Source organism: Proteus sp. GOKU (genome assembly GCF_015475555.1).
GTDB lineage: Bacteria > Pseudomonadota > Gammaproteobacteria > Enterobacterales > Enterobacteriaceae > Proteus > Proteus mirabilis_B.
In genome coordinates this window covers 1,861,719-1,880,273 of sequence record NZ_CP034105.1, presented here as the reverse complement: position 1 = coordinate 1,880,273, position 18,555 = coordinate 1,861,719, and the positions used below count along the sequence as shown (strand labels likewise).

General features: G+C 36.6%; 22 protein-coding genes. 13 read left to right on the top strand and 9 right to left on the bottom strand.

The genetic code is table 11. From position 1 onward, the window contains the following. The first annotated feature begins 19 nt into the window (after nucleotides 1-19). Complete coding sequence (locus EHE21_RS08810; protein ID WP_194952433.1) at nucleotides 20-361, top strand: hypothetical protein; 342 nt, start codon at nucleotides 20-22, stop codon at nucleotides 359-361. 116 nt (nucleotides 362-477) lie between these two features. Here the strand turns inward: EHE21_RS08810 and EHE21_RS08805 are convergent, their stop codons facing one another. Continuing rightward, nucleotides 478-963, bottom strand: a complete 486-nt coding sequence (locus EHE21_RS08805; RefSeq protein ID WP_194952432.1) for a hypothetical protein — start codon at nucleotides 961-963, stop codon at nucleotides 478-480. 398 nt (nucleotides 964-1,361) lie between these two features. On the opposite strand from EHE21_RS08805, the gene EHE21_RS08800 reads away from it, so the two are divergent. The 3 genes from EHE21_RS08800 to EHE21_RS08790 all read left to right on the top strand — a co-directional run bounded on the left by EHE21_RS08800 (nucleotide 1,362) and on the right by EHE21_RS08790 (nucleotide 4,621). Further along, nucleotides 1,362-2,483, top strand: coding sequence for a cupin domain-containing protein (locus tag EHE21_RS08800; protein ID WP_194952431.1), 1,122 nt, complete (start codon nucleotides 1,362-1,364; stop codon nucleotides 2,481-2,483). 353 nt (nucleotides 2,484-2,836) lie between these two features. Then, nucleotides 2,837-4,000 carry a 1,3-propanediol dehydrogenase gene (gene dhaT / locus EHE21_RS08795; RefSeq protein WP_098942933.1) on the top strand — a complete coding sequence of 388 codons (1,164 nt, stop codon included), beginning with the start codon at nucleotides 2,837-2,839 and terminating at the stop codon, nucleotides 3,998-4,000. A gap of 183 nt (nucleotides 4,001-4,183) precedes the next feature. Continuing rightward, the gene (locus EHE21_RS08790) at nucleotides 4,184-4,621 is read left to right on the top strand and encodes a MarR family winged helix-turn-helix transcriptional regulator (protein WP_194952430.1); all 438 of its coding nucleotides are present in this window, start codon (nucleotides 4,184-4,186) and stop codon (nucleotides 4,619-4,621) included. A 98-nt stretch (nucleotides 4,622-4,719) separates the two neighbouring features. On the opposite strand, the gene EHE21_RS08785 is transcribed toward EHE21_RS08790, so the two are convergent. Beyond that, the gene (locus tag EHE21_RS08785; RefSeq protein ID WP_194952429.1) at nucleotides 4,720-4,980 is read right to left on the bottom strand and encodes a hypothetical protein; all 261 of its coding nucleotides are present in this window, start codon (nucleotides 4,978-4,980) and stop codon (nucleotides 4,720-4,722) included. A 90-nt stretch (nucleotides 4,981-5,070) separates the two neighbouring features. After that, entirely contained in the window at nucleotides 5,071-5,373 is a 303-nt protein-coding gene (locus tag EHE21_RS08780) for a hypothetical protein (protein ID WP_194952428.1), read from the bottom strand. Nucleotides 5,374-5,449: 76 nt separating this feature from the next. Here EHE21_RS08780 and EHE21_RS08775 point away from each other — a divergent pair, with 76 nt between their 5' ends. After that, nucleotides 5,450-5,938, top strand: coding sequence for an AAA family ATPase (locus EHE21_RS08775; protein WP_228766755.1), 489 nt, complete (start codon nucleotides 5,450-5,452; stop codon nucleotides 5,936-5,938). 152 nt (nucleotides 5,939-6,090) lie between these two features. After that, the gene (locus EHE21_RS08770; RefSeq protein WP_194952426.1) at nucleotides 6,091-6,384 is read left to right on the top strand and encodes a hypothetical protein; all 294 of its coding nucleotides are present in this window, start codon (nucleotides 6,091-6,093) and stop codon (nucleotides 6,382-6,384) included. A 103-nt stretch (nucleotides 6,385-6,487) separates the two neighbouring features. Here EHE21_RS08770 and tehA read toward each other — a convergent pair whose 3' ends face one another. Then, nucleotides 6,488-7,474, bottom strand: coding sequence for a dicarboxylate transporter/tellurite-resistance protein TehA (gene tehA / locus EHE21_RS08765; protein ID WP_194952425.1), 987 nt, complete (start codon nucleotides 7,472-7,474; stop codon nucleotides 6,488-6,490). A 229-nt stretch (nucleotides 7,475-7,703) separates the two neighbouring features. Between tehA and osmB the strand changes: the two genes are divergently transcribed. The 4 genes from osmB (at nucleotide 7,704) to EHE21_RS08745 (ending at nucleotide 9,951) form a co-directional block, all read left to right on the top strand. Then, the gene (gene osmB, locus EHE21_RS08760) at nucleotides 7,704-7,925 is read left to right on the top strand and encodes an osmotically-inducible lipoprotein OsmB (RefSeq protein WP_088495657.1); all 222 of its coding nucleotides are present in this window, start codon (nucleotides 7,704-7,706) and stop codon (nucleotides 7,923-7,925) included. Nucleotides 7,926-8,454: 529 nt separating this feature from the next. Further along, nucleotides 8,455-9,204: a bifunctional NADP-dependent 3-hydroxy acid dehydrogenase/3-hydroxypropionate dehydrogenase YdfG gene (ydfG, locus tag EHE21_RS08755; RefSeq protein WP_194952424.1), complete on the top strand. Its 750-nt coding sequence runs from the start codon at nucleotides 8,455-8,457 to the stop codon at nucleotides 9,202-9,204. Between the two features lie 139 nt (nucleotides 9,205-9,343). Next, nucleotides 9,344-9,661: a DUF1283 family protein gene (locus EHE21_RS08750; RefSeq protein WP_228766779.1), complete on the top strand. Its 318-nt coding sequence runs from the start codon at nucleotides 9,344-9,346 to the stop codon at nucleotides 9,659-9,661. A 53-nt stretch (nucleotides 9,662-9,714) separates the two neighbouring features. Beyond that, nucleotides 9,715-9,951 (top strand): DUF1161 domain-containing protein, encoded by a 237-nt coding sequence (locus EHE21_RS08745; protein ID WP_088495661.1) that lies wholly within the window; start codon nucleotides 9,715-9,717, stop codon nucleotides 9,949-9,951. A 291-nt stretch (nucleotides 9,952-10,242) separates the two neighbouring features. Here the strand turns inward: EHE21_RS08745 and bioD are convergent, their stop codons facing one another. From bioD to EHE21_RS08730, 3 genes are all read right to left on the bottom strand, one after another. Continuing rightward, a complete protein-coding gene (gene bioD / locus EHE21_RS08740; protein WP_088495662.1) occupies nucleotides 10,243-10,914 on the bottom strand; it encodes a dethiobiotin synthase in 672 nt (223 codons plus the stop codon). Nucleotides 10,915-11,109: 195 nt separating this feature from the next. Further along, nucleotides 11,110-12,321, bottom strand: a complete 1,212-nt coding sequence (locus EHE21_RS08735; RefSeq protein WP_416384067.1) for an ROK family protein — start codon at nucleotides 12,319-12,321, stop codon at nucleotides 11,110-11,112. A gap of 128 nt (nucleotides 12,322-12,449) precedes the next feature. Continuing rightward, nucleotides 12,450-13,364 carry a LysR family transcriptional regulator gene (locus EHE21_RS08730; RefSeq protein WP_109397388.1) on the bottom strand — a complete coding sequence of 305 codons (915 nt, stop codon included), beginning with the start codon at nucleotides 13,362-13,364 and terminating at the stop codon, nucleotides 12,450-12,452. A gap of 125 nt (nucleotides 13,365-13,489) precedes the next feature. On the opposite strand from EHE21_RS08730, the gene EHE21_RS08725 reads away from it, so the two are divergent. The 3 genes from EHE21_RS08725 to tus all read left to right on the top strand — a co-directional run bounded on the left by EHE21_RS08725 (nucleotide 13,490) and on the right by tus (nucleotide 16,161). Next, nucleotides 13,490-14,773 (top strand): MFS transporter, encoded by a 1,284-nt coding sequence (locus EHE21_RS08725; RefSeq protein ID WP_194952422.1) that lies wholly within the window; start codon nucleotides 13,490-13,492, stop codon nucleotides 14,771-14,773. A 110-nt stretch (nucleotides 14,774-14,883) separates the two neighbouring features. Then, complete coding sequence (locus EHE21_RS08720) at nucleotides 14,884-15,054, top strand: hypothetical protein (protein ID WP_194952421.1); 171 nt, start codon at nucleotides 14,884-14,886, stop codon at nucleotides 15,052-15,054. Between the two features lie 177 nt (nucleotides 15,055-15,231). Beyond that, the gene (gene tus / locus EHE21_RS08715; protein WP_194952420.1) at nucleotides 15,232-16,161 is read left to right on the top strand and encodes a DNA replication terminus site-binding protein; all 930 of its coding nucleotides are present in this window, start codon (nucleotides 15,232-15,234) and stop codon (nucleotides 16,159-16,161) included. Nucleotides 16,162-16,169: 8 nt separating this feature from the next. On the opposite strand, the gene EHE21_RS08710 is transcribed toward tus, so the two are convergent. Together EHE21_RS08710 and fumC are read right to left on the bottom strand one after the other, a co-directional pair. After that, a complete protein-coding gene (locus EHE21_RS08710; RefSeq protein ID WP_194952419.1) occupies nucleotides 16,170-16,529 on the bottom strand; it encodes a hypothetical protein in 360 nt (119 codons plus the stop codon). A 75-nt stretch (nucleotides 16,530-16,604) separates the two neighbouring features. Further along, nucleotides 16,605-18,002, bottom strand: coding sequence for a class II fumarate hydratase (fumC, locus tag EHE21_RS08705; protein WP_075673810.1), 1,398 nt, complete (start codon nucleotides 18,000-18,002; stop codon nucleotides 16,605-16,607). Between the last annotated feature and the right edge of the window lie 553 nt (nucleotides 18,003-18,555).

The following is an 18,555-nucleotide window of genomic DNA, read 5'->3' as shown; positions in this document are numbered from 1 at the left end:
TGATATAGGAAATATCCCTATGGCGAAATATATAGTGAAGCAATCTTCCACTACTATTCTTGATAACGGTAATGGATATTTAAACATATATCTTCTTTGTGAATTGATTAATTCAGGGGGAAACCCAAGGATATTTAAATTTAGGATTGTGCCTGATGAAACATATCCTGATATTAATGTGCTAAATAATATTATTAAATATGGTTTTTCTTTTGCTGAAATAAATAAAAAGAAAATAGAATACTCTGAGTTTCCTGAAAGATTGTATTTGAATTTTTCTCTGCCGTCCTTACCTGATGGTAGACTACAACCTTATCGTTTTTCAGGTGAAGAACAGATAAATACAAAAGGTCATAATTGATTCGCACAATGCACTCTATGTCTAAAGACGAACCTTCCCGATTGCGGTAAACCCCAACCCCATTCTACCGCAATCGCTTAGAACTCTTTTATTCATTCTATTTCTTTACTTTAATATCAACAACCAAAGAACTCAGAGCTTGATGTGAATTTTTCAAATAGTTTAGCCACTTGATCTGGATATTTATCTTCTAGTTGTTGCCAAAGTAATTTGGGTAATGGCATAAAAACAAGTGTATCGCTACCATTGGATTCAACACAAAAACGGATCTCATAATCAGGCTGTAAAATCTCATTTAACGCTAATAATGTGGTATCACGATCAGCACCATCGCCTTGATAAGGTACAATCAGCGACTTATCTTTATAATAAATTGTTAAAGTAAATCCTCGCTTATTATCACAATCATCTAATTTTACAGATAAGCTTTTTGTATTTATTATTTTCTCACAATAGCTAATGATGTCTTCATCCATCTCTCTCCAATCAACGACCATAATAATGTCGTAGCGATCCGAAAATGTGTCATAGAAGTTATTATTGGATGGATCTTTAATGTAACTTTCAATGAGTTCTATTTTTTCTTCTAAGTATAAAGACATAATATGACTAGCGCTCCGTAGAAATATCGATTAAATATGGCAAAAGTTAATAAGAAATAAACTAGACTCTATTAACTTTATAATAAATAAGAAAAAGAAGAAAATCACAGAATTAAAAATAACGAGCCTTATTTTAATACTTTAAATCAATTGGTTATGTCATCTTGTTTTTATAAGCCTTTTCTCTAAGTATTGAAGATAGATAAGCACTAAAATCTCTGCGAGAGAAGTAAAATCCCCTACCCAATCTCCCTTTATATTGTCATTTTCCATATCAAACTCCCATCGTAGATATTATTCCTATCCATGTTATTGACTGGCATTTGACGCCAAACAAAAATATTGCAGTGCATTACTTCTATAATTACCCACTTATTTATTTACACAGATGTGGTCACATGGTTAACAAACTGAATCTTAACTGGCCTGAATTTTTAGAAAAATACTGGCAAAAAAAACCTGTTGTATTGAAAAATGCATTTCCTAATTTTGTCGATCCTATCACACCAGATGAACTGGCTGGTTTGGCGATGGAGCCAGAAATCGACAGCCGTCTTGTTAGCTTAACTGACAACAAATGGCAGGCGAGTCATGGTCCGTTTGAAGACTATAGCGGATTAGGCGAAGAAGGATGGTCACTACTGGTACAGGCTGTCAACCATTGGCATATGCCGTCAGCTGAGTTAGTGAAACCGTTCCGTGTCTTGCCTGAATGGCGTCTTGATGATTTGATGATCTCCTATTCAGTACCCGGAGGCGGTGTCGGACCACATATTGATAACTATGATGTTTTTATCATTCAAGGAATGGGACGTCGTCGCTGGCGTGTAGGTGATGCCCTGCCAATGCGTCAGTTCTGTCCGCATCCAGCATTACTGCATGTTGATCCGTTTGAGCCAATTATTGATGTGGAAATGGCGCCGGGAGATATTCTGTATATTCCACCGGGATTCCCACATGATGGCTTCACCTTCGAAGATACCATGAACTATTCCGTCGGCTTTCGCGGACCTAATGGCCGTGATTTGCTGAGTAGTTTTGCAGACTACGCACTGGAGCAAGATCTGGGCGGGATAAATTATGGCGATCCTACTCTGACTGTACGCGACAATGCAGGAAGAATGGAAGCTCATGAAGTTGAATGCCTGCGTGCCATGATGATTGAGATGATCAACAAGCCCGGTGATTTTGAACAATGGTTAGGTCGTTTTGCCACTACGCCACGCCATGAGCTGGATATCGCTCCCGCAGAACCGCCGTATCAGCCGGAAGAAGTATTAAACGCACTGAATGATGGTGAAAGACTTATCCGATTGAGCGGACTTCGAGTCCTACGCATTGAAGATAATTTCTTTGTGAATACAGAGGCTTGGGCTACCAAAGAAACGAAGGGAGCAAATGCACTGTGCCAATTTACGGAAGTTGGAGCAGATGAACTCGGTGAAGCATTGATGGACTCAGCCTTTGTTGCAGAATTAACAGAATTTATCAATCAGGGGTATTGGTACTTCGACGAATAAATCGTAACTACCTAACATTACATGATAAAACACCTGCTTGCGGGTGTTTTATTTTATCGTTCCCCCCTTCTTTTACCTGCTACCTTAAGTCACTTTGTTGTAGCTTAATATTCCTAATATTGCGTTCTATATTCCTTTTTCTGCTAATACATCGAAGATCTCTGATAAAGATTGGCTCAATCTCACGCCCTTTAAAGAAAGCATACCCTGTTGACTTATATCAAATGAACCAAAGTTAAATGAATCGATTCACCTTATTGATTGGTTACTACCTTGACTTAATAGCCAATGGGGTGAGAATGCACTAATACTTTAATTTATCTGAATAATAATCTGATATTGGAAGGTTTATCATGAGCTATCGTATGTTTGATTACTTGGTACCGAATGTTAACTTTTTTGGTCCAGGTGCTATCTCTGTTGTTGGCGAACGTTGCAAATTATTGGGTGGTAAAAAAGCCCTGCTGGTAACGGATAAAGGTCTACGAGCGATAAAAGATGGCGCCGTAGATAAAACTATTGGTTATCTAAAAGAAGCGGGTATTGATGTTGTCGTATTTGACGGCACTGAACCTAACCCAAAAGACACGAATGTGCTTGAGGGTCTTGCAATGTTCCGCAAGGAACAATGCGACATGATAATTACAGTAGGTGGCGGTAGCCCACATGATTGCGGTAAAGGTATCGGTATCGCAGCGACTCATGAAGGCGATCTTTATAATTATGCAGGTATTGAAACACTAACAAATCCACTTCCACCAATTATTGCAGTGAATACAACTGCGGGTACAGCAAGTGAAGTCACTCGCCACTGTGTTCTGACCAATACCAAAACTAAAGTTAAATTTGTTATTGTAAGCTGGCGTAATCTCCCTTCTGTTTCTATTAACGACCCACTGTTAATGCTTGGTAAACCAGCAGGACTGACTGCTGCAACCGGTATGGATGCGTTAACTCATGCAGTTGAAGCTTATATTTCTAAAGATGCTAACCCCGTCACTGATGCTTCAGCTATTCAAGCAATTCGCTTAATTTCTCGTAACTTGCGTCAAGCTGTAGCCTTGGGGACAAATCTAAAAGCCCGTGAAAACATGGCTTATGCTTCACTTTTAGCGGGAATGGCATTTAATAACGCTAACCTTGGTTACGTTCATGCAATGGCTCACCAATTAGGTGGTTTATATGATATGCCTCATGGCGTAGCTAATGCGGTGCTATTACCACATGTACTGCGTTATAACCTGATTGCTAATCCAGAAAAATTTGCAGATATTGCTGAATTTATGGGTGAAAACATCACTGGATTATCAGTAATGGATGCAGCAGAACGCGCTATTGCAGCTATCGCTCGCCTATCTGCGGATATTGGTATTCCACAACATTTAGGTGAATTAGGTGTGAAAGAGTCTGATTTCCCATATATGGCGGAAATGGCACTTAAAGACGGTAATGCATTCTCTAATCCTCGTAAAGGTAATGAAAAAGAGATCATTGAGATTTTCCGTCAAGCATTCTAAACCCTTCAAAAATATCCGTCAGCTATGTTTTTGCTGGCGGTTTTTTTATCTTTTCTATTAATCAGAAAATTTAACCCTCTAATATATAACCATAAATTGCATATTATGTTTTATCATTTATTATAATAAGAAATAGACTAGCGACTATTTTCTTTTACTTCCCTTAATTGGAAAAACAATAACATGAACGGCAAACAACCTGATCTCTGGTTTTCTTTTGTGAAAGCTCACAAGCTAATTATTAGAAAAATTGAAACAAAATTGGCTGAAGCAAAACTACCGATTTATGCGTGGTATGACATTCTTTGGGGTTTAGAAAGCGGTGTCGATGGAACTCGACGTATGCATGAGCTTGCAGATGTTGTCGTTATTGAGCGTTATAATTTAACGCGAATGATTGACAGATTGGAAAAAGAACAACTCGTGATACGCACTCGCTCTGATGATGATCGCCGTGCAGCATTCGCAACCATCACAGAAAAAGGTAAAGCATTAAGAAAAGAGATGTGGATCATCTATCAAGGCGTTATTAAAGACTACTTTATTAGCCAATTTAGCGAAGATGAAATCGCACGTTTCACGCAAGCTCTCAATGCGGCTTCCGATAAAGTTCGAGAATAAAAAATTACTCAGCCTTATCAAAATTAAGAATATTTAATGCACTTTCGAGGATAGAAGCTGGAATTTTTTGAAAATCTACCAGTAATTTTTTTCAGTTTTCAGGAATAGATTTTCCAATGTAAGGAACAAAAACCTTCGACAAAATCGAGTAAGTCTAAAATAGTGTCTTCATCTTCAATGGTTCGTAATTGATTTAAACAATCTCGCATTACATCTTGAGTCATCCCATTGTATTTATAGGATAAAAGTAATTCCCTTAATACTAGTAAATCTCGCTTTAAAGCAATGCCCTTTTGTATGTCATCAACAAAAGCTTGCTGTTGCTGTTGCTGGTGGTCTTGCTGTTTTATTTTATCCATATTTAACTAAAACCTATTTTTCCACCCTTTTATTTTTTAAGCCATTAATAATAAAATAGCTTTATTCTGACTCTGCTGGCTTTTTAAATTTCAAAATGCTTTCCATTGATCTTGGTATTCTAATGGCACTAGTTCTTTGTTAAAAACTCTCTCGTGATAAACAATGCGTCCATCAAGTCGCCGTTGAGGCACCGTTGCAACACCGGTATCAAAAATAGCGTGACTCCAATCTTCTTTGATTAAGCCTCGTCGCCATAAGCGGTAATATCGATTTGCTTGTGACTCTAATTCATTCTCTTTTAAAATAACCGACAGTGGTGCAAATAGTTGTTGTGAAAGGTGATATTTTTCCATCAGCCAACGTTTATTTCTTTTAATTAACTTTCTTTTCATCGTTATTAGCTCTATTTCCTTTTATACTATTCTTATCTTAAAGCAACTTATTGAAAAAGAAATGAAGATTTGTATTATGGGCCCTTCTGGAGCAGGAAAAACGACATTATCTAAGCAACTTGCAACCACGTTGTCTTTACCTGTATATCCGTTTGATGCCATTTATTGGGATATGACTGGGGATGAATTCTATAAAAATAGTGAGGATTTTATAACATCTCAAGTTAATGCTATTAAAGAAACAGATAAATGGATCGTTGAAGGTGCTTATGACAAACGTTTATTACCCTTTCTTAATGACTGCACGGTTATTTTTAGAATAGACATTCCTTATTGGAAACGTGTTAATTACTTAATAAAACGCCTATTTATAAATAGAATTAAACGTCAATTACCTAAAGAAACGTTAGTAAATACGTGGGAACTTCTTCGCTTTTCAAAGCAATATGATAAACGTTTAGATGCTTTTTTTAATAACCATCCTGAATTATCTTCAAAAGTGATTGTTATTAACGATATTTCTTTATGTGTGGATATATGTAATAAGAAATTTAAAAATAAATAGATAATTAATAATATCGCATTCTTTAAATATTAATGTAGCCATTTACCTATATGTGTATTTATCTATTTCAATTTATCGCTATAATTTAAAAGCTTATCTTTATAAAAAGATCATAACTCATTGTGTGCTTTATTTGACAAGGAAAACAAATAATGAAAAATAATATGATGTCTTTTACTTCGGCGTTATGTTGGCTAAGTTTTTGGTTTGGTGCGGTTCTTGTTGGTGGATCATGGTTATATGCAAAATTACAAGAAAAGGGATTTTTAACCGGATTAGATAAGGGATTTTTAGAACTAACATCACCAGATCCCACGGTGGCATTGATGTTATCTATTGGTGTTATGATGATTGCACTCGGTTTGATTTATGTTCCTTTATATTACTCAGCCATGTTTATTGGTAATACGGTGGCTATTTTAAGCAGAAAGCCAATTAGAATTTAGTTCTTATCTATTACGGTATTTTGATATTTTATTGAATTATATTTCGCCTTAAAATAAAAAGAGCCTAAATAGTTTTGCTTAGGCTCTTTTGTTTCTATGTTCATTAAAGTGCTTTAGATGGACAACATAATTGTTTTAGTCCTTTAAAAACCCATAATAATGAATGCCAAATCAGTAATAAGATAATTAAATTAGCGAAGATAAATAGTGCTGTTGAGAGTAACTGCATAAAATGACTATTAGATGTCATACTCATATTTAATGAGGCTTTTGCTAACGCAGATACACCAAAAGAGAAACTCCAAAAAGGTAATGAAAACGGCTGTTTAACAAACCAAGGAATTAATCTCACCATAAATAGAAGTTGTAAAAGCCCATAACCTAATAACATTTTAGCGAAGAAATCGATGTGATTGTCATTGATTGCCAAATAAGCACTACAAGCAACTAAAGCGGGTGCTAATTGAATACCAAATGATAGCCGTGATTTCTCATCCATTAATCCCTCACTACGTATCCTTTTTAAAATAGCGGGTTCTAGACTTAACCAAGAAAATACGCCAGCGCCAAAAAATAAAACCCCCAGATCATTAAAACCCAATGCACCACATGCCATGGTACAAATAAAATTGTTCGCAACTGTGGGTAAATATAAGACCGGTGTCGTTGCCATTTTAGGATATTCACCCTTCCATTGATAACCAATCAACCAACTGGAATACCCAAGCTGAGAAATTGCTCCAATGCTAAACAGTATCAGAGAAAATAACGGTAAATATGGGCTTAACCCTATCGAGACTAAGACGGTCGTTGCGGGAAATAAACTAGTAAATCCACTGGCAACCGGATGTTTAATTTCATCAAGAATGGCTTGTCGATGAAATAGCCATTTGCTCAGTAAAAATAGTGTAAGTGTTAACCAAACCAAGCAACCTACACCAATAAATATTTCACCAATATAAGACGGATAGTTGTGCTCTTTTGCTGCATAGCGCCATGCCATCCCCGTACCAATCATCCCTAATACAACACCAAAATAGCCCGATGCAAATTGTGAAGAGAGTGTTTTTAATTTATTTATCAATATCATATTGTTACGTTAACTCATATAAATGACATAATACATTGATGCTTTTCTTCTGAGCATCAAATAATAATATAGATAATAAAATTTATTTTGATTAAATGCATTTAAAATATATGTTATGAGTATTCACTCATTTTAAGAGTTTTCTCCCCGTTGTTCCCGAATATTCCGATCCTAGTATAAATACGATAGGTTTATTTTTATATTGTCCTTTATATCGGAGTTTATAAAAATGAATATCACGTTAAAAAAGATTGGAACAATGTGTGTCGCTTCTGTTCTGCTTTTTTCACTTGCGGGCTGTTCTAGCATGACAAAACGCGACCGTAATACAGCAATTGGAGCTGGTGCAGGTGCTATCGGTGGCGCTATTTTAACTGATGGTAGCGCATTAGGCACCATTGGTGGCGGTGTCTTAGGTGGCGTTATTGGTCACCAAGTTGGTAAAAAATAACCGTTCTTTTCTTATTCTGCTAGACTGTGTTTATATTTTTTTGACTCAGTCTAGCAACGAGTCGCAATAAGATAATCTGCATTTATTTTGGTGTGACATGAACAAATCATTTCTCTCTCAATTAAAAAAAACCATCGTGATTTTATATAAGTCATTTAGCGATTTAATTCATATCCTTGTGACCTTTATCTTATGTTACTTCTGCTTTCTTTTATCCCCCACACTGGCGATTGCTGTAATTAGTAGCATCATTGTTATTATCACTATGTTCTTACTGAGTTTATTTGTTTTACCGTGATACTAAGCTTGATTTTTACCTTCCTTGTTTTTAATAGAAAACAACGAAATAACTCCCTCTTGTTCTATCAGTTAAAAACAAAAATACAGGTTACTATTAAAGATAAAAATCTTTCATATAGGAAAAGCATCTGGTTTTTAGCCTGATTTATCACAAAGCCAATTTTTAAACTTGACTCTTTTTAGTGATAGCCTTTTACTTTCAATTATTATAACTATCGAGGGTAATTAAATGATTATTTTTATCACGGGTGCTTCCGCTGGCTTTGGTGAAGCCATTGCTCGTCATTTTATCAGCCATGGACACAAAGTTATTGGTACAGCTCGTCGTTTGGATAAACTTAATAGCTTACATAAAGAGCTGGGTGAACAATTTTATCCGTTACAGTTAGATGTTACAGATAAAAAGGCAGTCAGTGAAATTCACACTCAACTACCTGAAAAATGGCGTGAAATTGATGTGTTAGTCAATAATGCAGGCTTAGCCTTAGGTTTAAATACCGCCGATAAAGCTAACCTTGATGACTGGGATACGATGATCGAGACAAATAATAAAGGTCTGGTTCATGTTACCCGCGCTATTCTTCCTTTTATGGTTGAAAGAAATAAAGGTCATGTTATTAATATCAGTTCAACAGCCGCCTCTTGGCCTTATATGGGCGGTAATGTTTATGGTGCCACTAAAGCGTTTGTTAAACAATTTAGTTTAGGATTACGCGCTGACCTCCAAGGTAAAAAAGTCCGTGTAACCGATATTGAACCGGGTCTTGTTGGAGGTACCGAGTTCTCTTTAGTTCGTTTTAAAGGTGATAGTGATAAAGTTGAACAAACCTATGCCAATGCAAATGCATTAACGCCTGAAGATGTAGCAGAGGCGGTATATTGGACAGCAACCTTACCTGCTCATGTGAATATCAATACATTAGAAATGATGCCGGTGAGTCAGTCATTTGCAGGATTAAGTGTTCATCGTCAAAACTAAACGCACTGAAAACTCATTTTTTATTAAGGCATCAGTTATAATTATTAAGATATAATAGTCATTGAGAGCAATAGCTACATAACTTTAGAGGATAGCAACCATGATAAACACACTAACTAAGAAACAAGTCATCAGAACCATGGTGTTCTCCTTATTTCTTGGTTTATCCGTGTCTTCTTTTTCTTCTGTTGCCGCTTCAACTAATGTAACCATTAATGGCGATGGCTATGACAATGTCTTAGATAAAGAACAAGCTCGACAAATGAAAGAAGACTGGGATCAAAAGCGCGAGCTTCGTACCCAAGTTAATCAGCGAGAAAAAATTGAATTTAATAAAGTAGATAAAGCCATTGATGAGCGAGATGCTTGTCTGAAAAGTGCGAATGTCTACGCATATTGGGAGCCTGAAACGCGTCGTTGTTTAGACAGTAATACTGGCCGCCCTGTTAATCCGTAAGAAAGTCGTGTAAAACAGTGATGTTTTACTCCATAAAACAAGGAGAGAATGATATGAAAAAATATGTATTTGCAGTAATGGCCACTCTGGTTGCGTTTGCACCTTTAGCCGCGAATGCGGGATGTGATGAAGTCGTTGAATCTATTCAACAAAAAATCGTTAATAATGGTGTGCCAGCCGCTAACTTTACTTTAACTGTCGTTGAAAACGACCAAGTTGCACAAGCCGATGGTAAAGTTGTCGGAACTTGCGAAAATGACAGTAAGAAAATCATCTATACTCGTCATTAATCTGTAGTTGATAAAATCTAGTGATTAAAAAAGGGCGCAATATGAGCGCCCTTTTTCTTTGCCACTGTTTATCAATGACTATTCTTCTGATTTATCTGCATTTTATCTGGTTTGTTCTATCTTATTTAGCTTCAATTTTGTGTGTTATTTTTATCATTAGTTATACTTGACGCGAAATCAGAAAAAACAAAAACACCCAATGAGTTTACTCATCAGGCGTTTAAAAGTAACAAGTTTGGTATCGTTTAAAAACAGATAGCAATCCACTTCGTTACTTATTTATATTCTCTCTTAAGCAGGTACAGCGATTTCCAACTGACTTAAATCGAGGTAACAAGAGAGATCACGTTCTTCAGGACGTAACAAATACGGGATTTCACCAATCAGCGGTGCAGGAATATGCTGAGACAGCCTTTCCACAATTTTCGCGTAATAAGGTAATCCTGGATTTATTCTGTTCGCAACCCAACCTACTAGTTTTACACCATCGTTGATAATAGATTGTGCTGTTAATATTGAGTGATTAACACAGCCTGGTTGAATACCGACAACCAAAACAACTGGAATTTGTTCTTTTACCACCCAATCAGAATAAAAGGTATTATCATCGAGCAGATAACGCCAACCGCCATTACCCTCGATAACAACACACTCTGCTTTTTTACTTAAATTATCGAGCTCATTTGAAATCTTATTAAAATCAATTTCATTTTCGCTAACATAACAATTATCAAGCAAAATAGGATTAATTTCGTCGTAGCGAACTTCAACTGGCGATGAATTATGAATAATCATAGCGTCACGATTACGTTCACCATCAGCCGTTTCATGTAATTCTGTTGCAATAGGCTTATAACCCACTGCCGTTGACCCGCCACGATTTAATGACTGAAGAAGTGCTCGGGTTACAACAGTTTTACCCACGTTGGTATCTGTCCCCGTAACAAAAAAGCGTGTTAACATATAATTTACTTCCGTTATGACAGATAAATCAGGTTCATAAAAAATGACAGAGATTAGAGTTTAGGGTAACACTGTTTCTGGTGGCTTGAGATAGCTCAATTTTTTAGTTAATTGGTCGAAAATAGAGAATTCGTTAATGATCAATTGACAGATTTACGCTTGAAAAACACTTTTGTTACGATTTTTTCACTTAATCTAGCCTTGCATCAACTCAATTAACAAAGAGCCATTGTAGAGCGCTTCTTTTACAAGCGAAGCCGCAGGCAATGTTCCTTTGTTTCTTAACTCTGTTTCTTCAATAATTAAAGACTGCGCATAACGTGGCATAACGTGATGTTGAACTTGGTTCAAGATCAAAGGAAAAAGAATGGATTTAGCTCGACAAAGCGGTGAGCCAATTAATATTTTTTGCGGATTAAAGATATTAATCATGACAGCCAAAATAAAACCTAATCGCTGAGCAACTAAATTAACAATTTCAAGCGCTGCTTTATCACCAACTAATATTGCATCACACAATGTTTCAACAGTAATAGGATATTTGTTCAGCAACGAAGTGGGATCTTCTTGAGCTAATAATTGGGCTTTCTTAATTAATTGAGGAATAGCAATTTCTGTTTCTAAACACCCTTTTGCCCCACAATAACAGCTATTTTGGGAGTCGATAACTTTAGTATGTCCAATTTCAACGGCGCTATGACTGTTAGAGTGTAATGTTTTTCCATTACTTATCACGCCAGCACCAACAATATCATCGATAACAATTTGCAGAACGTCTGAATTATTTTTTGCCGCACCATATAAAGATTCTGCCATTGTCCATGCTGTTACGCTATGTTGTAGAAATACAGAAACACCTGTTTTTTCATGGATTTTATCGGCAAGTGGAATATCTTTAATATCATAATAAGGTGAGCTGTAAATAACGCCACTAATGGGATCAACAATGGCATTCATTGTAATGCTAATTGCCGTTAATCTTTCAACATGAGATTGATAACGCTCGAAAAATTTATCAATTGCAACTAAAAAGTGATTAAGAAAACCATCACTGTATTCTTTGGGGAAATCGAACGTATCTTCAGTAACCAGTTTGCTATCTAATTCTCTTAAACTAAAAAGCAAGCTACCTTTATTGACGCGGATACAGAGAAATTGCCAGCCTTGGCTTTCTAATTTTAATCCAACCGCAGGTCTGCCACGAAACCCTACATCAGGAAACTCTGTTTCGTGAATAAGGTGAGCTTCAACTAATTCTCTCGTGATCTTAGTAATACTTGCAGGGGCAAGCTCTGCCTTTTTTGACAGTGAAATACGAGAAATGGGACCATGTTCATCAATCAAGCGAAAGACTGTGCCAAGATTAAATTGTTTTACGTGATCGATGTGACTTGGTTGGTTCCCCATTGAATGCATCCTTAATTAAGGAGCCATAATTAATTCGAGGCTCCAAATAATTCATTACCGATTATGTCGTCAATTTGTGATAATTGTACAATACTTACATAAAAAGCGTGATCAAAAACACAGATAAATCAAGATTTTTGGTGATCTAAGATATTTTTTAATAGTAATTGCGTTAATCGATTCGCCGCCGCGGGAATAGCGCGTTTATTATGAGAAACTAACCAAACTTCAGAGAATGCCTGAGAATTCGCAAAGTGTAGATAATGCACACCATCGACTTTCATTCGCGTAAATGATTTTGTCACAATCGAAATACCAAGCCCTGCGGCAACCAGCCCTAAAATCGTCATGGCTTCGCCCGCTTCTTGTGCAATAGTTGGCGTAATTCCTGACAAGCTAAGTAATTGAATAATCTCATCATAAAGTGCCGTACCAACGTCTCTTTCAAAGAAAACGAAAGGATATTGCCCGATATCTTGAATATTGACGCCCGTTTCTTTGTAAGCAAGCAAAGGATGCCCTTCATAAACCGCTAAAATAAAAGGCTCACGAAACAATAGCTGGTGGTGCAAATTTTCGGGTAGCGTCGTGTTTCGCATGATCCCCAGATCAATTCGCCCTGTCAGTAATGGCGATATCTGTTGTTTTGTATTCATTTGATGCATATGAATACCGACTTCAGGATAGTTCTCTCTAAACTGTCGCAAACTCAAGGTGACTAAATGCATAAAAGGTGTCGTTGAGGTAAAACCAATTGAAATTTCACCTAGCTCACCTTTTTCCATTCTAGCGGCGCGTGTTGCTGCTGCGTTGACCTGCGCCATAATTTGGTAGGACTCTTTTAAAAACATTTGTCCTGCGGGTGTTAACGAAACTGAACGGTTAGTTCGCTCTAAAAGTCGAGCACCTATTTCACTTTCAAGCGCTTGTATTTGTTGACTTAAAGGAGGCTGAGAAATATTTAATCTTTCTGCTGCTTTACCAAAGTGAAGCTCTTCTGCTACGGCAATAAAGTAACGTAAATGCCTAAGTTCAATATTCATATTTCTCTCATATCGTCATTGATACTTTAAAAGTCTTATTTCTAATGATTAATATATTAGACAAAAAAATCAAATATTTCTAACATTGACATAAATCAAATTTAAGTAATGGAAGTTTAATCAATATGGATACTCACGAAATAGACAGTAAAAGTATGAGCTTAGGCACTGATATTTCAGACAATACATCAAGTATAGAAAAGCCTGCTCATCGCCAATCTAACCCTAAACACTATATTCAGCGTGATGATGCGCTGTATATAAAAGTGACAGTGTCATTTTTTATGGTTGGTTTAGCGACATTCGCCTTACTCTATTTTGTGCAACCCATATTGCCGGTGTTATCTAATGAATTTTCAGTAAGCCCTGCAACCAGTAGTTTAGCGCTCTCACTTTCAACCGCTTTAATGGCGTGTGGATTGTTAGTCACAGGCCCACTGTCAGACGCCTTTGGTCGTAAAAATGTCATGGTTATCGCACTGTTTTGTGCTGCATTCTTTACATTATTAAGTGCAACGATGAATAGCTGGACAGGTATTTTAATTACACGGGCTTTAGTTGGACTTTCATTAAGTGGCGTAGCCGCAGTGGCAATGACGTATTTAAGTGAAGAAATTCATCCAGCTTACCTCGCGTTATCAATGGGTTTATATATTAGTGGTAACTCGATTGGAGGAATGAGCGGCCGCGTTATTACAGGGGTATTAAGTGATTATTATTCTTGGCGCTTATCCGTTGTTATTCTCGGTATTTTTGCCCTTTTTGCTGCGATTACTTTCTGGAAGATATTGCCTGCTTCACAGCACTTTAGACCGACAGCATTAAAACCCCGTAATCTTCTTATTACCACTAAATTGCATTTTAGAGATAAAGGACTGCCTTTGTTATTTATTGAAGGTGGTTTATTAATGGGCGGATTTGTCACTTTATTTAACTATATTGGCTATCGTTTATTAGATGCACCCTATTCATTAAGTCAAACTACTGTGGGGCTGATTTCTATCGTCTATTTAAGTGGTACTTATAGCGCATCCAAAGCGGGCTTATTAACGACTAAATATGGATTGGGTAAAGTCTTTATTGCTGGGATTTCAATGATGTTAATCGGTATATTGATTACCTTGATTGAATCACTTCCCGTTATATTTATTGGGATGCTTATCTTAACGACGGGTTTCTTTGCAGCACATGCTGTTGCAAGTAGCTGGGTTGGTCGCCGCGCTAAACGAGGACGCGCCCAAGCCTCTTCACTTTATCTCTTTACTTACTATGCGGGCTCTAGCCTTGCAGGTACAGTGGGTGGATTATTCTGGGTGAGTTTCGGTTGGCTTGGTGTAGGATTATTTATTGCCCTTTTAATGTTAGCAGCCTTATTGATAGCCTTGCATTTAAACAAAGTTGCCCAGTAAATTTATTGATAATTGATAAAGTGCAAAAGCGGATTAACACGGTTTAATATTGTCGATTTTGCACTCCTTTCTTAAGGTATAGGCTTATTCTTTAAGAAGGAACAACAATTATGCCTATCATAAAATTATCTATTACCCTGCTGTTTCTCTTTTTTACCTCTCTCTCAAGTGCATTTACAGAACACTGCCCACCAACAAAACCAGGTTGTGATGTTATTCATGAACCGTTAATACAATCGAGTGAAAAACAAGCTGCTATTGATTTAAAAGCCATCAAATAACACTCTTTTAGGAAAAACATCATCAAAATATGCCCTTTTTACGGCATACTGTATAAATAAACAGTATGCCGTATTTTGGGCATTTTCCCCCTGTTAAGCGATGTACTTTTCACTGATGCTAATGTATTGTTTTAAACAAAGGCTAGTTGTATGTTGTAACTAAATAAGGATATAAAGATGAGTCGATATGATTTAATTGAGCAATTCAATCTCTGTTTTCAACAATTAGAAACTGAGATTAAAACGCTAACTGATGTGTTGAAAAATCTAACCTTATTGCCATCAGCCGTATTTGAATTGCCTGAAGTAAGCAAAGAAGAAGAACATGATGAGCTCGTTCGCGTTACAGTGTCACCCTGTTATGATGAGGAAGCCAGAGATCTCACTTTAAAGCTAATAGCGAATCTCTTTATTTATGACAATGCTCCACACATCAGTAGTAAACGTGCTATTCGTTTACCCGGTGTACTCTGTTTTAGTACAGATAATCAAACTTTTAAGTCTGTAAAAGAACACGTTGAGAAAATTAATTTATTAAAAAAACAGCTTTCCGATATTGTCACTAAAGAGTCTGGCATATCGAAGGAAGAGCGTTTTGATTTTGTCCATAATCAGCTAAAAGGTTTAATTACGCTGAATGCTTATCGTACCCTCACCCTTTTGTCTGATCCGGATACAGTCCGTTTCGGTTGGGCAAATAAGAATATTATTAAGAATTTAACGCGTAACGATGTTTTGGCTCAATTAGAAAAAAGCCGTGAAGCCAATCGCGCAGTGCCACCTTATACTAGTGAACAATGGGCTGAGCGTATTGATAAAGAGATCATCACCCTTTCACAATTACCTGAAAATGCAAAACTAAAAATAAAACGTCCTGTCAAAGTTCAACCTATTGCTCGTGTTTGGTATTCAGAACTTCAAAAACAAGTGCAATATGCGTGTCCCTTGCCTTTATTAGCTTTCTATATTGATAAAGAGAGCGACTTTAAACCTATTATTGGCGAGCTTCCTGATTATGATGCCGATAATATTCAAATTCGTCATCGCCCTAAAGCTAAAAAGCTGCAATTAATTATTCCAAGAATGCATTTGTATATTGAAAAATAGATAATATCTTATTTTTCAATAAGTTTAATTGAGCTTCCTTGAAGGATTTGTAGAAGATAATCATTAAGATGAACAAAGTGATTGTCTTCAATATCTAAATGGATTGTTATTACCACATTGTTTTTTAATGCAAAAAAAATATTTTTTCGATCAAGCGTGATTTTTTCGAGCGTATTAATGGCTTCAACATCAGATAAATGAGTCATTAAACCAATCGAATTATCGATATCTTCATCTTCTTCATCAAATCTTGAAAGAATAATGAAATGATCAGGAGAAACGGCATCATCCCCTATTCCAATAATGGTGACATCATCTTCCACATAGCAATTAACTTCTGTCGCGGTAAAGGTAATTTCTTCAGTCATTATTTTTCCTATAAGATCTAAAAATCCCGCCATTATAGCGGGATTTAATATCAGTTAAATAAGTGTATTTAACACTTATTTTTTCATGCTACCAACCATATCTTCTGGACGCACCCAGCTATCGAACTCTTCCGATGTTAGGTAGTTCAGTTTCAGTGCGGATTCTTTTAGCGTTAAGCCTTCTTTATGCGCTTTCTTCGCAATTTCAGCGGCTTTATCGTAACCGATATGGGTATTTAACGCAGTCACTAGCATTAATGATTCATGCAGTAGTTTGTTGATACGTTCACGGTTTGGCTCAATACCAATTGCACAATGCTCATTGAAACTACGCATACCATCAGCCAGTAAACGGACTGATTGTAAGAAGTTATCGATGATCATTGGACGATAAACGTTCAGTTCAAAGTTACCTGATGCGCCACCAATATTAATAGCAACATCATTACCCATTACTTGAGCACATAACATCGTTAATGCTTCACATTGTGTTGGGTTAACTTTACCTGGCATGATTGAACTACCTGGTTCGTTTTCTGGGATAGCGATTTCGCCAATACCACAACGAGGGCCAGAAGCTAACCAACGCACATCGTTAGCAATCTTCATTAATGAAGCAGCTAAACCTTTTAATGCACCATGTGAATGAACTAATGCATCACAAGTTGCTAATGCTTCAAATTTATTAGGAGCCGTTACAAAAGGCTGACCTGATAATTCAGCAATACGTTTAGCAACACGAACAGCATATTCTGGATGGGTATTTAACCCCGTACCCACGGCTGTACCACCTAGCGCTAATTCACAAACATGAGGAACTGAATCATCGATATGTTTGATGCTGTGCTCAAGCATAGCAGCCCAACCGGAGATTTCTTGACCTAATGTCAGTGGTGTCGCATCTTGCAGGTGAGTACGACCGATTTTAACGATGTCATGGAAAGCTTCTGCTTTCTCTTTGAATACTTTCAGCAGTGATTTTAATTCTGGCAGTAAATCCTGACGTAATGCAATAACAGCAGCGACATGCATGGCAGTTGGGAACACATCATTTGAACTCTGACTTTTGTTAACATCATCATTCGGATGGATTTTGCGTTCCATGCCACGGATACCACCAAGTATCTCACTACCACGGTTAGCTAACACTTCATTCATATTCATGTTTGATTGAGTGCCAGAACCGGTCTGCCAGATTGCTAATGGGAATTCAGTTGGGTGTTTACCTGCAAGCACTTCATCTGCAGCTGCGATAATTGCATCAGCGCGCTCTTTTGGTAATAAACCTAAATCCATGTTAACACCAGCGGCTGCTTTCTTCGTGATAGCAAGCGCATGGATAAGTGCAACAGGCATTTTTTCAACTGAAATACGGAAGTGTTCAAGAGAACGCTGCGTTTGAGCTCCCCATAACTGGTCAGCAGGTACTTCGATTTGCCCCATTGAGTCTTTTTCAATGCGAGTGGCTGCCATTTCAATCTCCTTAAGTACACAGAATAATTGATTAATTCCGAATCACTTTCTAGTAAATAACTCGGATACCAGTATCATGCCATAAACAGAATAATAAATATGAGAGCTAAAGCGAGCTTATGAAATTTATAACAGAATGAAATCTGTTGATTTTTTTGGGAAAGTACGGTTAGCAATCTTATTTTATTGCCAATCTTATTATTTAAGCTTTCATATTTATATCCACACTTATTATGAGCCTTTATTATTCATCATAAATAGAATCACATCACAATTAAATATTGTCTAAATCTAAAAATGAGTAAGAAAAAAGACGTTTTTGGTACTTATTTAATTTATCTTATAAATCATATTCATTTTGCTTTAAACTCATTATGTTAGCGAGTAACTAAGTAAGTTCTGATTGCGATTTTATTCCACTAAATCTATATTTACAGTTAATATAGGTGGCGATGTATATATGTGGATTATCTATATTTAAATTTAGTAAAATTTATCACCAATTTATCGGGTTGTTTAAGGGTTACAAAACAGCCTTTATAACGTACATCGC